Origin of the sequence: Rhodanobacter sp. LX-99, from assembly GCF_018599185.1 — a bacterium.
Lineage (GTDB): Bacteria > Pseudomonadota > Gammaproteobacteria > Xanthomonadales > Rhodanobacteraceae > Rhodanobacter.
In genome coordinates, this window is sequence record NZ_JAHFVL010000002.1 from 547,650 (window position 1) to 561,166 (window position 13,517).

The following is a 13,517-nucleotide window of genomic DNA, read 5'->3' on the forward strand; positions in this document are numbered from 1 at the left end:
CCACTGGCGCGGCAGGGCACGCACGCCGAGGTCGCCCCTGATCGCCGCGGGTGGCGCGCACGAAATCCTGCGAATCCGGCATGCAGGGTCAGTGGCGCCACTGCCGTGCGGTTGCCGCTGCGGTGTCTTCGCCGATACGGTGCAACGCCTCGGCTGAGTAATCCGGCTGGAGGCAGGCGCCGTGGCCCTGGATGTTGCCGCTGTCCATCAATCCAGTGCTCAGGGAGCTTTCCCTTCGACGGCGTGTGGGCGAGTATCCGGTGGTGGCAGGGGCACAGTTGCCCGCCGGTGCCGGAATCGGGCCATGGTCTGCGCAGATTTTCCCCGAGTTGCCGCGGCCGGCATTTTCTTCTCCCCGTGCACGACATGTGGACAGGGCGGGCTGGATTGGCCGTCCATCCGGTCGAGGCGAAACCGGGGCCACAGCAAAAACAGGCGAGCTGGCGTACTGCGCGTACGCGCTCCGGGGCATGGCTTGTGCGATGGGGGCCGCCGCCACAAGGGTCATGCATCAAGGAATTTCGGCATCACCCGCGATGCCGGATCACGGCCGGCATGGGAGGCTCTGTACTGCCTGCCGGCCATCAACGCTGCAGTCGACTGCAGCTCCATTGACGACCGAGGTGAATCAAATGAATACCCTTTTCGAGCGTACCGGCCCCCTGACCGAACTGAGCAGCTACCCGCAGTGGGCGCAGGACATGGTGGCCGATTGCGCGGCTACCAAGCAGCGCGTCCTGGACCACGACATCTGGCGCATGATGACCGCACTGCAGCTCGACCACGAATCCACCCGCAACTTCATGATGGGCCTGTGGCCGTTCATCGAGCGGTTCCCCAGCTTCATGGCGCTGAACCTGCTGAAGACCCGTTATGGCCGCAGCCCGGGCGACGACAAGGCCCGGCGCTGGCTGGTGCGCAATATCCGGGTCGAGCAGAATCACGCCGAGTACTGGCTGAACTGGGCCGAGGGTGCCGGTGTGCCGCGCGACGACCTGTTGCACGGGGTACCTCCGCATGGCACTGACGGGCTCACCCGCTGGTGCGAGGAAATCAGCGCTCGCGGTACCTTGGCGGCCGGCATGGTGGCCACCAACTATGCGATCGAAGGGGTCACCGGCGAGTGGTCGCAGATGATCTACGACAGCGCGAAGTACCGCGAGAGCTTCGATCCGGCGATCCGGGCGTCCAGCCTGCGCTGGCTGCACCTGCACGCCGCCTACGACGACGTTCACCCGTGGGAGGCATTGGATATAGTGTGTACCCTGATGGGCGAGACACCCTCGGCCGATGACGTGGCGCATCTGGCCGAGTGCATCAAGCGGAGCTACATGAGCATGATCCTGCTTGGTGACCGGTGCATCCGGTCGTGTCGTGACCTATGGTTGGCTAAAGAAGCTGCAGCTTGAGTCGATACCCGGAACAGACTGTATTCATGGAAGTGAGCCGCATCATCAACCGAATGGGCAGGCGATGCACTCCACCGGCAACAGTTTGCAGAAACCTCTGACACGGCGCCTGCTGCCGCTGGCCTATGCGCTGGCGGTGGCGGTCGCGTTGATCATGGCGCTGACCTGGGGCGTGCTGCAGGTCCAGGTCACTCTCGCTGGTTTCCTCAACAGCGAGAGTGTCTGGTCCAAGGCGCAGAAGCAGGCCGTGATCGACCTGGACAACTACGCGCTCGACGGCGACGCCGCGGACCTGGCCGGTTTCCAGGATCATCACGGGCTGCTCGAATCCGATCGCTGGGGTCGCGACGCGATCATCTCCGGTGATTACAGCAAGGAAGGCATCACCCGCGTATTCGAGCGCGGCAACATCATGCCGGCGGCACAACCGGGCATGACCTTCATGCTGCGGCACTTCCCGGGCATGCCGCACATACGCGAGGCGCTGGCGGCCTGGCGTTCCACCGATGCGTCGATCGCCGAGCTCGGCACGATCGCGGACGAACTGCATGCCGCTTACCGCGCCGGCGGGCCGTCGCCAGCCGAGATCGCGCGGCAACGTGGGCGCATCAAGGCACTCAACGCCTATATGGAGCCGCGCACGGACCTGTTCTCGATCGAAGTCGTGAAGGGAGCCGTGTGGCTGGGCGAACTGCTGTTCTGGGCCGTGCTGAGCGCGTTCCTGATCGCCGCACTGCTGTGGCTGCGCATGGCGCGCCGCATTCTGGAAAGCATTCGCGGCAGCGAGGAACGCTACCGCCTGCTGTTCGACAGCGCCGCCGATGCGATCGTGATGGTCGACGAGGCCAGTGGGCGGATCCTGGACGTCAACCGCACCGCCGCGGTGTGGACCGGGCGCCGCGCGGACGAGCTTGTCGGCGACCGTTTCGTGCACTTGTTCCTGCAATCCATGGCGGGGCAGCAGGCCGGGCGGGCCGCCACCAACGCACTGCTGGATGCGGATGGCCATGCACGTCCGGTGGAAACGCAGACCAGCCTGGCCAACTGGGGCAACCAGCGGGTGCGCCAGGCGATCATCCGCGACATCTCCGAGCGGGTGGCGATGGAGCGGGAACGCCAGATCGCCGCCGAGGCGCTGGCCAATATCGCCGAAGGCGTGATCATCGCCGATGCCGGGCGGCGGGTGATCTCGACCAATGCGGCGCATACCGAACTGACCGGTTTCACCAGCCAGTCGCTGCACGGTAAGCGCCTCGACGACACCCGCTGCCTGCCCAATGGCAAGCCGTTGCCGCAATCGATCTGGGACAGTGTCGCCGCCGGCCACAACTGGATGGGCGAGGTCCTGAGCACCCGCAGCGACGGCAGCAGCTATCCCGAGCACCTGAGCATCAGCGCGATCCGCGACGGCGAAGGCCAGGTGGTCTACTACGTCGCCGTGCTCACCGATATCCACGAGGCGAAGGCGAACCAGCACCGGCTGGAGCACATGGCGCGGCACGACCCGCTGACCGGTCTGGTCAATCGGGCGGAATTCGAGCGGTACTGCGCCGAGGCGATCGCGGTGGCCGAGCGCGAGCGGCTGGCCGTGGTCGTGCTGTTTATCGACCTGGATGCTTTCAAGATCGTCAACGACAGCTACAGCCATGCGATCGGCGACCGCCTGCTGATGAAGGTGGCGGAACGGATCCGCCGGCAGTTGTCCGAGGGCGACGTGGCCGGGCGCATCGGCGGCGACGAGTTCACCGTGCTGATCCCGCGGCTGATCCTGCGCGAGGACGCGCGGGCGATCGTCAATCGCCTGCTCGGGACCTTGTCCGAGCCGCTGCTGGTGGACGATTACGAGATCGTGCTCAGCGCCAGCATCGGCGTGGCCGGCTATCCGCTGGATGGCGACAACGCGGCGGCGCTGATCGCGAACGCCGACGCGGCGATGTATGCGGCGAAGACCGAGGAGCGCAATGCGTTCCGCTTCTATACGCCGATGATGCACGCCGATACCCGCCGGCGGCTGCAACTGGCCACCGAGCTGCGCCAGGCGCTGGCACGCAACGAATTCCACCTGGTGTTCCAGCCCAGCGTGGAATTGCGCACGGGCCGCATCGTGGCGGTCGAGGCGCTGGTGCGCTGGCAGCATCCGGAGCGCGGCGAGGTGCTGCCGGCCGAATTCATTCCGGTGGCGGAAGGCCTGGGCCTGATCCGCCGCATCGACGAGTGGGTGATGCAGGCCACCTGCGCGCAGATCCAGGCCTGGGACCTGGCCGGCGTGCCGCCGATCCGCGTGGCGGTGAACATCTCGGCGCGCTGGTTCGGCCATCCGGCCTTCGTCGACGGGATCAGCCGGACCCTGCAGTCGCGGCACCTGTCGGCGAGCCGCCTGATGCTGGAGATCACCGAGAGCGCGATGCTGCGCCTGGGCGACGACATCGAGCGCACCATGCAGACTCTGCACACGCTCGGCATCGAAGTGGCGATCGACGATTTCGGCACCGGCTACTCCTCGATGGCCTATCTCAAGCTGCCCGCGGTGGCCTACCTGAAGATCGACCGCTCCTTCGTCACCGGCCTGCCGGGCGACAGCAACGACGCGGCAATCACCGAGGCGATGCTGGCGATGGCGAAAAGCCTCGGCCTGACCACGATTGCCGAGGGCATCGAGACCGAGGCACAGCACGATTTCCTGCTGCGCAGCGGTTGCATGGAGGGGCAGGGCTACCTGTACTCCTACCCGTTGCGGCCCGAGGAAGTGCAGCGCCTGTTGTGTCCGAACCAGCCGTCGGTGCCGGCGCGCCTGAAACTGGTGCCGCCGAAGCGCAGCTGATCCGGCGCACCGCGCGCGGGGCCGGTCCCGGCTGCCTTGACATGCATCAGGGCGCCTGGGCGGAGGTCGCGGGAGACTGCATGGGTTTTCCCGAACCGCGCACCTCATGTCCAGCAGCGAATCCGTTCCCGACGGCAGCAAGTACGTCAGCCCGCAAGGCACCCGTGCGGTCAAGGGCGGCATTCGCCCGAACGCCGCCACCGGCGTGCCGGATGTCGACCGCAAGCCGCCTTGGCTGCGGGTCAGGCTGCCCAGCGGCGCGCAGTACTCGGCGGTGCACGAGATCGTGCGCAGCCACAAGCTGAATACGGTATGCGCCGAATCGAAGTGCCCGAACATCGCCGAGTGCTGGGGCCGCGGCACCGCCACGCTGATGCTGATGGGCTCGGTATGCACGCGTGCGTGCAAGTTCTGCTCGGTCAGCACCGGCAACCCGAACGGCTGGCTCGATCCGCTGGAGCCGCTGCAGGTCGCCGACGCGGTGGCGCTGATGGGGCTGAAGTACGTGGTGCTGACCTCGGTCGATCGCGATGATCTGGCCGACGGCGGCGCGGCGCACTACGCCGCCTGCGTGCAGGCGATCCACCAGCGCTCGCCACAAACCGCGGTGGAGGCGCTGACGCCGGATTTCGCCGGCAATCTCGCGGCGGTCGCCACGGTGCTCGACGCCGGCCTGGTCACCTACGCGCAGAACATCGAGACGGTGGAACGGCTGACCCACCCCGTGCGCGATCCGCGCGCCGGCTATGCGCAGACGCTCGGCGTGCTGGCCTTCGCCAAGCGGCACGCGCCGAAGACGCTGACCAAGACCAGCCTGATGCTGGGCCTGGGCGAGACCGACGCGGAGATCGAGCGCACGCTGGACGATATACGCGGCGCCCACGTCGATGTCGTTACGCTGGGCCAGTACATGCGGCCCAGCCCGCACCACCTGCCGGTGCAGCGTTTCGTCACGCCGGACGAGTTCCGGCACTACCGCGAACTGGCGCTGGGCAAGGGCTTCCTGGAGGCGGTCGCCGGGCCGCTGGTGCGTTCGAGCTATCGCGCCGAACGCGTGCTGGAGCACAACAATCTCGGACTGCAGCTGGGTGTCTAGGAGCATGCGGCCGATCACCTGCAAGGAGTGTCGCCATGGAACATCCGATGTATCCGTCATCCAGCGTGGAGCTGGCGCACAAGCGCCGTGAACTGGCGCCGGAACCGCTGAAGGCGTTCAAGGCGTTCAGTGCCGCGGTATTCGCCGATGGCGCGTTGCCGAACGTCACCAAGCAGCTGATCGCGGTGGCGGTGGCGCACGTCACCCAATGCCCCTACTGCATCAAGGGCCATACGGCCGAAGCCTTGAAGCAGGGAGCCAGCGAGCAGCAGATCATGGAGGCGGTCTGGGTCGCCGCCGAGATGCGCGCCGGCGGCGCGTACGCGCATTCCATCCTGGCGCTGGACGTGATGCAGCACGCACACGAGGCGGCCTGAAATGGCCACGCGCTTTGCCGCGGTGTCGGACAGCATCCTCGACGCGGTGGGCGACACGCCGCTGCTGGAGATCGAGGGCGTCTACGCGAAGATCGAATTCCTCAATCCTTCCGGCTCGATCAAGGCGCGCATCGCCAAGTACATGATCGAGCGGGCGGAACGCGAAGGTCTGCTCAAGCCCGGCGACACCATCGTGGAGGCGACCAGCGGCAACACCGGCAACGCGCTGTCGATGGTGGCGGCGGTGAAGGGCTACCACATGCTGGTGGTGATGCCCGAAGGCATGTCCAGCGAGCGCGTGGCGATCTCGCGGGCGTACGGTGCGGACGTGCTGTTCTGCGGCAACTTCCATGTCAACGAGGCGCTGGTGCGCGCGCAGCGGCTCGGCCAGCAGGCGGGCTACTTCTGCCCCAGCCAGTTCGAATCGGAATGGAACGTGGAGGAGAACCGGCTGATCCTCGGCCCGGAAATCCTCGCCCAGCTGCCGCCGGGTCGCACGCCCGATGCGCTGGTGCTGGGCGTGGGCACCGGCGGCACGCTGATCGGCGTGGGCCAGGCGTTTCGCGCGGTCAATCCGGACGTGCGGCTGTTCGCGATGGAGCCGTCCGAGTCGTGCACGATCCTGTGCGGCGAGATTGCGGCGCATACCATCGAGGGCATTTCGGACGGCTTCGTGCCGGGCATCTTCCAGCGCCACGCGGGGCTGGTGAACGAAGTGCTGAGCGTGTCCGGCGCCGATGCCGTGGCCGAAATGAAACGGCTGGCACGCACGTACGGATTGTTCTGCGGGCCGAGTTCCGGCGCGCACCTGCTGGCCGCCAAGCGCGTCCGGCAGAACTTCCCGGAGCTGAAGACCGTGGTCACGGTGTTCTGCGACGAGGGCGAAAAATACCTGCACGAATACTTCATGCAGGCCGCCGCGGCCGACGTGGGCGCGGCGCACTTCCAGTGAAGTCGCCGCCTACAGCGGCGCGCAGTGGCGGTGCAGCCACTCCAGGTCGGCGTCGTCCAGCAGCGGGCTGAGCGCGGCGCGCACGCTGGCGTGGTAGTCGTCCAGCCAGGCGCGTTCCTCCGGGTTGAGCAGGCCCGGCTCCAGTGCGCGGCGGTCGAACGGGCACATCGTCAGCGTCTCGAAGGCGAGGAATTCGCCGAACTCGGTGCGGTCGGCCTCGACCACCACGGCCAGGTTCTCGTGCCGGATGCCGTGCCGGCCGGGCTTGTACAGGCCCGGTTCGATCGAGCTGATCATGCCCGGTTCCAGCGCCACCAGCGCGCCGCCGGCGACCGGCGGGCGGATCGACTGCGGGCCCTCGTGCACGTTGAGGAAGTAGCCCACGCCGTGGCCGGTGCCATGGCCGTAATCCATGCCCGAAGCCCACAGCGGCGCGCGCGCCAGCGCATCCAGTTGCGGGCCGCTGGCGCCCTTCGGGAAGCGTGCGCGCGACAGCCCGATCATGCCCTTCAGCACCAGGGTGGCGTCGCGGCGCTGTTCCGGCGTGGTCTCGCCCAGCGCCAGCACGCGGGTGATGTCGGTGGTGCCGCCGAGGTACTGGCCGCCCGAATCGACCAGCAGCAGGCCCTTTGCCTGCAGCGTGCTGTGCGATTCCGGCGTGGCGCGGTAATGCGGCAGCGCGCCGTTCGCCTGGTAGCCGGCGATGGTGGCGAAGCTTTCGCCGACCCAGCCGGGCTGGGCCGAGCGTTCCTCGTGCAGCAAGGTATCGACGTCGAGTTCGGTCACCGTCATGCCGGCGGCGAGGCGCTGTTCCAGCCGGCGGAAGCCGCGCACCAGGGCGGCGCCGTCACGTCGCATCACGTCGCGGATATGGTCGAGTTCGGCGGCGCTCTTGACTGCCTTGAAGGCAGTGCTGGGGTTCGGCGCCTCGATCCGCGCCACACCTGGCGCAATGGCTGCGGCGACCGCGCTGACCACCCGGCCGCTGTCCAGCAGCAGGCGGTCGGCAGCGCCCAGCTCCTGCAGGGCCGAGGTGATCGAGGCGTAGTCGGCGATGGCGATGCCGTCGGCGGCCAGTTTCGCGACCAGCGCGTCGCCGAGCTTGGCGCGGCCCACGAACAAGGTGGCGCGCTGTTCCGCCTGTACCAGCAGATGGGCCAGGAATACCGGGTTGCACTCCACGTCGCTGCCGCGCAGGTTGGTCAGCCAGGCGATGTCGTCGAGGCTGGACAGCAGGTGATGGGTGGCGCCGAGCCTGTGCATCGCCTTGCGCAGGCGGGTGAACTTGTCGGCGCGCGGGATGCACGCCCAGGCCAGGTCGTGCTCGACCACCGGCGCCTGCGGCAGGGCCGGGCGGTCTGCCCAGATCGCACCGGGCAGGTCCAGGTCGGTGCGTACCGTGGCACCGCTGCCGGCAAGCTGACGCTCGATCTGGCGCTGGGTGGTCACGGCCACGCTGTCGCCGGCCACGGCCAGCACGTCGCCCTCGTGCAGATGCTGCTGCAGCCACTCGAGATGCTCGGGCGTATGCGGCACGCGCAGCTTCATCAGGCTGACGCCGCTGCCGGCGAGCTGCTGCCCGGCCTGCGAGAAGTAGCGCGAGTCGGTCCACAGCCCGGCCTGGTCGCGGCTGACGATCAGGGTGCCGGCCGAACCGGTGAAGCCGGACAGCCATTCGCGCGCGGCCCAATGGGCCGGCAGGTATTCGGACAGGTGCGGATCGGCGCTGGGTACCAGCACGGCGGCGACGCCGTGCTGCTGCATGGCCGCGCGCAGGGCGGCGAGACGGGCGGGGACGGGGTTGTTCATCCGGTCATGCTAGCAGGCGGCCCGCGGCCGTTTCATCCGCCGCGAGGGGGCTGGAAATGAACCGATCGCGACGAATTCTGCCTTGCCATCTCGCAGTGGAACGCTTCTGCAGCTAAAATGCCAATTTCCAGCACGGCTGCTTTCCATGACCCCCCTGATTTTCGTCACCGGCGGTGTGGTGTCCTCGCTTGGCAAGGGCATTGCTGCGGCGTCGCTCGCTTCCATTCTCGAAGCGCGCGGCCTTTCGGTCACCATGATGAAGCTCGATCCCTATATCAACGTGGATCCGGGCACGATGAGTCCGTTCCAGCACGGCGAGGTCTACGTGACCGACGACGGCGCCGAGACCGATCTCGACCTCGGCCACTACGAGCGCTTCGTCCGCACCCGCCTGACCGGCAAAAATTCCATCACCACCGGCAAGATCTACGAGAGCGTGATCCGCAAGGAGCGCCGCGGCGATTATCTCGGCGCCACCGTGCAGGTGATTCCGCACATCACCGACGAGATCAAGCACTGCATCCACGAGGCCACCCGCGGCTTCGACGTGGCGCTGGTGGAGATCGGCGGCACCGTGGGCGACATCGAGTCGCTGCCGTTCCTGGAGGCGATCCGCCAGCTGCGCATCGAGCACGGCCCGGAGAAGGTGGTGTTCATGCACCTCACCCTGGTGCCGTTCATCAAGGCCGCCGGCGAGCTGAAGACCAAGCCGACCCAGCATTCGGTGAAGGAACTGCGCTCGATCGGTATCCAGCCTGACATCCTGCTGTGCCGCTGCGAGCAGGCTTTGCCCGAGGGCGAGCGGCGCAAGATCGCGCTGTTCACCAACGTGCCCGAAAACGCGGTGATCAGCGCCGTCGACGTGGACGTCATCTACAAGCAGCCGCTGTGGCTGCACCAGCAGGGCCTGGACGACATCGTGGTGAAGAGGCTCGGCCTCGACGCCAAGCCCGCGGATCTGTCCGCCTGGCAGCGCACGGTCGATGCGGTGGAGCATCCCAAGGACGAGATCACCGTCGCCATCGTCGGCAAGTACGTCGAGCACAAGGATGCCTACAAGTCGCTGGGCGAGGCGCTGCGCCACGGCGGCATCAAGCAGCAGACGCGGGTGAACCTGGACTGGATCGATTCCGAGCAGGTCGAGGCCGAGGGCGCCGCCAAGGTGCTCGGCAAGGCCGACGCGATCCTGGTCCCCGGCGGGTTCGGCAAGCGTGGTTTCGAAGGCAAGGTGCTGGCCGCGAAATACGCGCGCGAGCACGGCGTGCCGTACTTCGGCATCTGCTACGGCATGCATGCCGCGGTGGTGGATTTCGCCCGCCATGTGGCCGGCCTGGCCGACGCCGATTCCAGCGAGAACGACCGCAATACGCCCAATCCGGTGATCGGCCTGATCACCGAGTGGACCACGGCCAGCGGCGAAGTCGAACAGCGCAGCGACCGATCCGACCTCGGCGGCACCATGCGCCTGGGCGCACAGGAGTGCCGTCTCAAGGCCGGCACGCTGGCGCGCGAGCTGTACGGCCAGGACGTGGTGCGCGAGCGCCATCGCCATCGCTACGAATTCAACAACCGCTACCGCCAGCCGTTCGAGGACCTGGGCTTGGTGATCTCCGGCAAGTCGATGGACGACCTGCTGGTCGAGATCGTGGAACTGCCGCAGCAACGGCATCCGTGGTTCCTCGGCTGCCAGGCGCACCCGGAATTCACCTCGACCCCGCGCGACGGCCACCCGCTGTTCATCGGTTTCGTACATGCCGCGCGCGAGTACAAGACAGTGCGCGACGGCGAGAAGCTGGCCAGGGAGCACGTGGCATGAAGTTGTGCGGCTTCGAAGTTGGCCTGGACCGGCCGCTGTTCCTGATCGCCGGCCCCTGCGTGGTGGAGTCCGAACAGCTGCAGCTGGACACCGCCGGCACGCTGAAGGAAATCACCGGCCGGCTCGGCGTGAACTTCATCTTCAAGTCCAGCTTCGACAAGGCGAACCGTTCCTCCGGCGAGAGTTTCCGCGGGCCGGGGCTGGAAGAGGGCCTGCGCATCCTGGGCGAAGTGAAGCGGCAGATCGGCGTGCCGGTGCTTACCGACGTGCACGAATACACGCCGATGGACGAGGTGGCGTCGGTGGTCGACGTGCTGCAGACGCCGGCCTTCCTGTGCCGGCAGACCGATTTCATCCAGAAGGTGGCGCGCGCCGGCAAGCCGGTGAACATCAAGAAGGGCCAGTTCCTGGCGCCGTGGGACATGAAGCATGTGGTGGCCAAGGCGAAAGCCGTCGGCAACGACGACATCATGGTGTGCGAACGCGGCGCCAGCTTCGGCTACAACAACCTGGTGTCGGACATGCGCTCGCTCAGCGTGATGCGCGAAACCGGCTGCCCGGTGGTGTTCGACGCCACCCATTCGGTGCAGTTGCCGGGCGGGCAGGGCGCCAGCTCGGGCGGCCAGCGCGAATTCGTGCCGGTGCTGGCGCGCGCCGCGGTGGCGGTCGGCGTGGCCGGCCTGTTCGCCGAGACGCACCCCGACCCCAGCAAGGCGCTGTCCGACGGCCCGAACGCGTGGCCGCTGGGCAAGATGGAGGCGCTGCTGGAAACCCTGCTGGAGCTGGATGCCGTGACCAAGCGGCACCGCTTCCTGGAGCAGGATGTTTCCTGAAACACCCGGGCGCAGCGATGCGCCCGTTCCAACTCATTCACCACCCAGGCAGACGGACACCGCATGAGCACCCAGATCACCCGCATCCACGCCCGTGAAATCCTCGACTCGCGCGGCAACCCCACGCTGGAAGCCGAAGTCACCCTGGCCGACGGCGGCTTCGGCCGCGCCGCGGTGCCCAGCGGCGCCTCCACCGGTTCGCGCGAGGCGGTCGAGCTGCGTGACGGCGACAAGTCGCGCTACGGCGGCAAGGGCGTGAAGAACGCGGTGGCGAACGCCAACGGCACGATTGCCGAGGCGCTGAAGGGTTTCGATGCGGCCGACCAGAAAGGCCTGGATGCGAAGCTGATCGCGCTGGACGGCACGCCGAACAAGGGCAAGCTGGGCGCCAATGCGCTGCTCGGCGTGTCGATGGCGGCGGCGCACGCGGTGGCGGCCTCGCGCGGCGAGCCGCTGTGGCAGTACTTGTCGAACGGCAAGCCCGGCGCGCTGCCGGTGCCGATGATGAACATCATCAACGGCGGCGCGCACGCCGACAACAACGTCGACGTGCAGGAGTTCATGATCCTGCCGGTCGGCCTGCCGACGTTCGCCGAGGCGCTGCGCGCCGGCGCGGAAATCTTCCATGCGCTGAAGAGCGTGCTGCACGGCCGTGGCCTCAGCACCGCGGTGGGCGACGAGGGCGGTTTCGCGCCGAACCTGCGCTCCAACGTCGAGGCGATCGACACCATCCTCGAAGCGATCGGCAAGACCGGCTACAAGGTCGGCAGCGAGATCCTGCTCGGCCTCGACGCGGCCAGCTCGGAGTTCTACAAGAACGGCAAGTACGACCTCGCCGGCGAAGGCAAGCAGTACAGCTCGGCGCAGTTCGTCGACCTGCTCGCCAGTTGGGCGAAGCAGTATCCGATCGTCACCATCGAGGACGGCATGGCCGAAGGCGACTGGGACGGCTGGAAGCTGCTGACCGACGCCATCGGCGAGCGCGTGCAGGTGGTCGGCGACGACCTGTTCGTGACCAACCCGGCGATTTTCCGCGAGGGCATCGAGAAGCACATCGCCAACGCGATCCTGATCAAGGTGAACCAGATCGGCACGCTGTCCGAGACGCTGGAAGCGATCGCGATGGCCGACGCGGCGAAGTACGCGGCGGTGATCTCGCATCGCTCCGGCGAGACCGAGGACACCACCATCGCTGACATCGCGGTGGCCACCACGGCGACCCAGATCAAGACCGGCTCGCTGTGCCGCAGCGATCGCGTGGCGAAGTACAACCAGCTGCTGCGCATCGAGGAGGCGCTGGGCTCGGCCGCGCGCTACGCCGGCCGCGACGCGTTCCCGAACCTGACCCGCCTGCCGGGCTGAACGGCCGCCCATGCTGCGCTGGATCGCCCTGGTTCTGATCCTGCTGCTGATCGGGCTGCAGCTGAAGCTGTGGACCGGCAGCGGCAGCATGCACGAGGTGGACAGCTTGCGCGTGGCGGTGAAGAAGCAGACCGACGAGAACGCGAAGCTGCTGCAGCGCAACCAGGCGGTCGGCGCCGACGTGTTGGACCTCAAGCACGGTGACCAGGCGGTCGAGGCGCGTGCGCGCACCGAACTGGGGCTGATCAAGCCGGGCGAAGTGTTCTACCAGGTGGTCGAGCAGCCGGCCCGCGCCGGTAGCTCGCTACCGCCACCGCCACCCGCCACGCCTGCCGGATCGCCATGAGCGCGCCGGCGCTGTGGTGCGTGGTGCCGGCCGCGGGGCGCGGCGCCCGGGTCGGCGGTGACTGCCCGAAGCAGTACCTGCCGCTGGCCGGGCGGCCGCTGATCGCGCACACGCTGGAACGGCTCGCCGCGCATCCGCGGATCGCCGGCCTGCTGGTGACGCTGGCTGCCGGCGATGCGCAGTGGTCCGGCATCGACACGCTCAACGGCAAGCCGGTGCTGACCGCGATCGGCGGCGCGGAACGCAGCGATTCGGTGCTGGCCGGGATCGACGCCTTGCCCGCGTCGGTGGGCGCGGGCGATTTCGTGCTGGTGCACGATGCCGCGCGACCGTGCGTGCGGCTGGCCGATATCGGCAAGTTGATCGAACTGGCCGGTGCCGTTGACGGCGGCCTGCTCGGTGCGCCGCTGCGCGACACGCTGAAGCGGGCGAATACGGCCGGCCGCAGCGAGTCGACCGAACCGCGCGACCTGCGTTGGCGCGCCTTCACGCCACAGATGTTCCGGCGTGGTCAACTGGCGATGGCGCTGCGCGAGGCGGTACGGCGCGGCGTGAACGTCAGCGACGAGGCGATGGCGATGGAGCGGGCTGGCTTCGCGCCGCTGCTGGTCGAAGGCGCCGAGGACAACATCAAGGTAACCACGGCAGCGGACTTCGCGCTGGCCGAGTTCCTGCTTGCAAGGACAGTCGCATGAG

Annotated in this window: 11 protein-coding genes; 10 read left to right on the plus strand and 1 reads right to left on the minus strand. The window is 67.8% G+C overall.

Annotated elements, in window-relative coordinates:
* Positions 1–632 precede the first annotated feature (632 nt).
* The 5 genes from KK131_RS13325 (at position 633) to KK131_RS13345 (ending at position 6,655) form a co-directional block, all read left to right on the plus strand.
* Positions 633–1,409: an iron-containing redox enzyme family protein gene (locus KK131_RS13325; protein ID WP_214557201.1), complete on the plus strand. Its 777-nt coding sequence runs from the start codon at positions 633–635 to the stop codon at positions 1,407–1,409.
* Positions 1,410–1,473: 64 nt separating this feature from the next.
* A complete protein-coding gene (locus KK131_RS13330) occupies positions 1,474–4,230 on the plus strand; it encodes an EAL domain-containing protein (RefSeq protein ID WP_214557202.1) in 2,757 nt (918 codons plus the stop codon).
* A 106-nt stretch (positions 4,231–4,336) separates the two neighbouring features.
* Entirely contained in the window at positions 4,337–5,326 is a 990-nt protein-coding gene (gene lipA / locus KK131_RS13335; RefSeq protein ID WP_214557203.1) for a lipoyl synthase, read from the plus strand.
* A gap of 35 nt (positions 5,327–5,361) precedes the next feature.
* Positions 5,362–5,703 (plus strand): carboxymuconolactone decarboxylase family protein, encoded by a 342-nt coding sequence (locus KK131_RS13340; protein WP_214557204.1) that lies wholly within the window; start codon positions 5,362–5,364, stop codon positions 5,701–5,703.
* Position 5,704: 1 nt separating this feature from the next.
* The gene (locus KK131_RS13345; RefSeq protein ID WP_214557205.1) at positions 5,705–6,655 is read left to right on the plus strand and encodes a cysteine synthase family protein; all 951 of its coding nucleotides are present in this window, start codon (positions 5,705–5,707) and stop codon (positions 6,653–6,655) included.
* A gap of 9 nt (positions 6,656–6,664) precedes the next feature.
* On the opposite strand, the gene KK131_RS13350 is transcribed toward KK131_RS13345, so the two are convergent.
* Complete coding sequence (locus KK131_RS13350) at positions 6,665–8,464, minus strand: aminopeptidase P family protein (RefSeq protein WP_214557206.1); 1,800 nt, start codon at positions 8,462–8,464, stop codon at positions 6,665–6,667.
* Positions 8,465–8,609: 145 nt separating this feature from the next.
* On the opposite strand from KK131_RS13350, the gene KK131_RS13355 reads away from it, so the two are divergent.
* The 5 genes from KK131_RS13355 (at position 8,610) to ispD (ending at position 13,516) form a co-directional block, all read left to right on the plus strand.
* Complete coding sequence (locus tag KK131_RS13355; RefSeq protein ID WP_214557207.1) at positions 8,610–10,280, plus strand: CTP synthase; 1,671 nt, start codon at positions 8,610–8,612, stop codon at positions 10,278–10,280.
* Complete coding sequence (gene kdsA, locus KK131_RS13360) at positions 10,277–11,113, plus strand: 3-deoxy-8-phosphooctulonate synthase (protein WP_214557208.1); 837 nt, start codon at positions 10,277–10,279, stop codon at positions 11,111–11,113. Before KK131_RS13355 ends, kdsA begins: the two co-directional genes overlap by 4 nt.
* 63 nt (positions 11,114–11,176) lie before the next feature.
* Entirely contained in the window at positions 11,177–12,475 is a 1,299-nt protein-coding gene (gene eno / locus KK131_RS13365; RefSeq protein ID WP_214557209.1) for a phosphopyruvate hydratase, read from the plus strand.
* A 10-nt stretch (positions 12,476–12,485) separates the two neighbouring features.
* Positions 12,486–12,821 (plus strand): cell division protein FtsB, encoded by a 336-nt coding sequence (gene ftsB / locus KK131_RS13370; RefSeq protein ID WP_056385358.1) that lies wholly within the window; start codon positions 12,486–12,488, stop codon positions 12,819–12,821.
* Positions 12,818–13,516 carry a 2-C-methyl-D-erythritol 4-phosphate cytidylyltransferase gene (gene ispD, locus KK131_RS13375; protein WP_214557210.1) on the plus strand — a complete coding sequence of 233 codons (699 nt, stop codon included), beginning with the start codon at positions 12,818–12,820 and terminating at the stop codon, positions 13,514–13,516. Before ftsB ends, ispD begins: the two co-directional genes overlap by 4 nt.
* The last annotated feature ends 1 nt before the right edge of the window (position 13,517 follow it).

Coding starts and splice junctions, on each gene's coding strand:
- kdsA (WP_214557208.1), top strand. CDS start 10,277: ATGAAGTTGTGCGGCTTCGAAGTTGGCCTGGACCGGCCGCTGTTCCTG.
- ispD (WP_214557210.1), top strand. CDS start 12,818: ATGAGCGCGCCGGCGCTGTGGTGCGTGGTGCCGGCCGCGGGGCGCGGC.
- eno (WP_214557209.1), top strand. CDS start 11,177: ATGAGCACCCAGATCACCCGCATCCACGCCCGTGAAATCCTCGACTCG.
- KK131_RS13340 (WP_214557204.1), top strand. CDS start 5,362: ATGGAACATCCGATGTATCCGTCATCCAGCGTGGAGCTGGCGCACAAG.
- KK131_RS13325 (WP_214557201.1), top strand. CDS start 633: ATGAATACCCTTTTCGAGCGTACCGGCCCCCTGACCGAACTGAGCAGC.
- ftsB (WP_056385358.1), top strand. CDS start 12,486: ATGCTGCGCTGGATCGCCCTGGTTCTGATCCTGCTGCTGATCGGGCTG.
- KK131_RS13330 (WP_214557202.1), top strand. CDS start 1,474: ATGCACTCCACCGGCAACAGTTTGCAGAAACCTCTGACACGGCGCCTG.
- lipA (WP_214557203.1), top strand. CDS start 4,337: ATGTCCAGCAGCGAATCCGTTCCCGACGGCAGCAAGTACGTCAGCCCG.
- KK131_RS13355 (WP_214557207.1), top strand. CDS start 8,610: ATGACCCCCCTGATTTTCGTCACCGGCGGTGTGGTGTCCTCGCTTGGC.
- KK131_RS13345 (WP_214557205.1), top strand. CDS start 5,705: ATGGCCACGCGCTTTGCCGCGGTGTCGGACAGCATCCTCGACGCGGTG.
- KK131_RS13350 (WP_214557206.1), bottom strand. CDS start 8,464: ATGAACAACCCCGTCCCCGCCCGTCTCGCCGCCCTGCGCGCGGCCATG.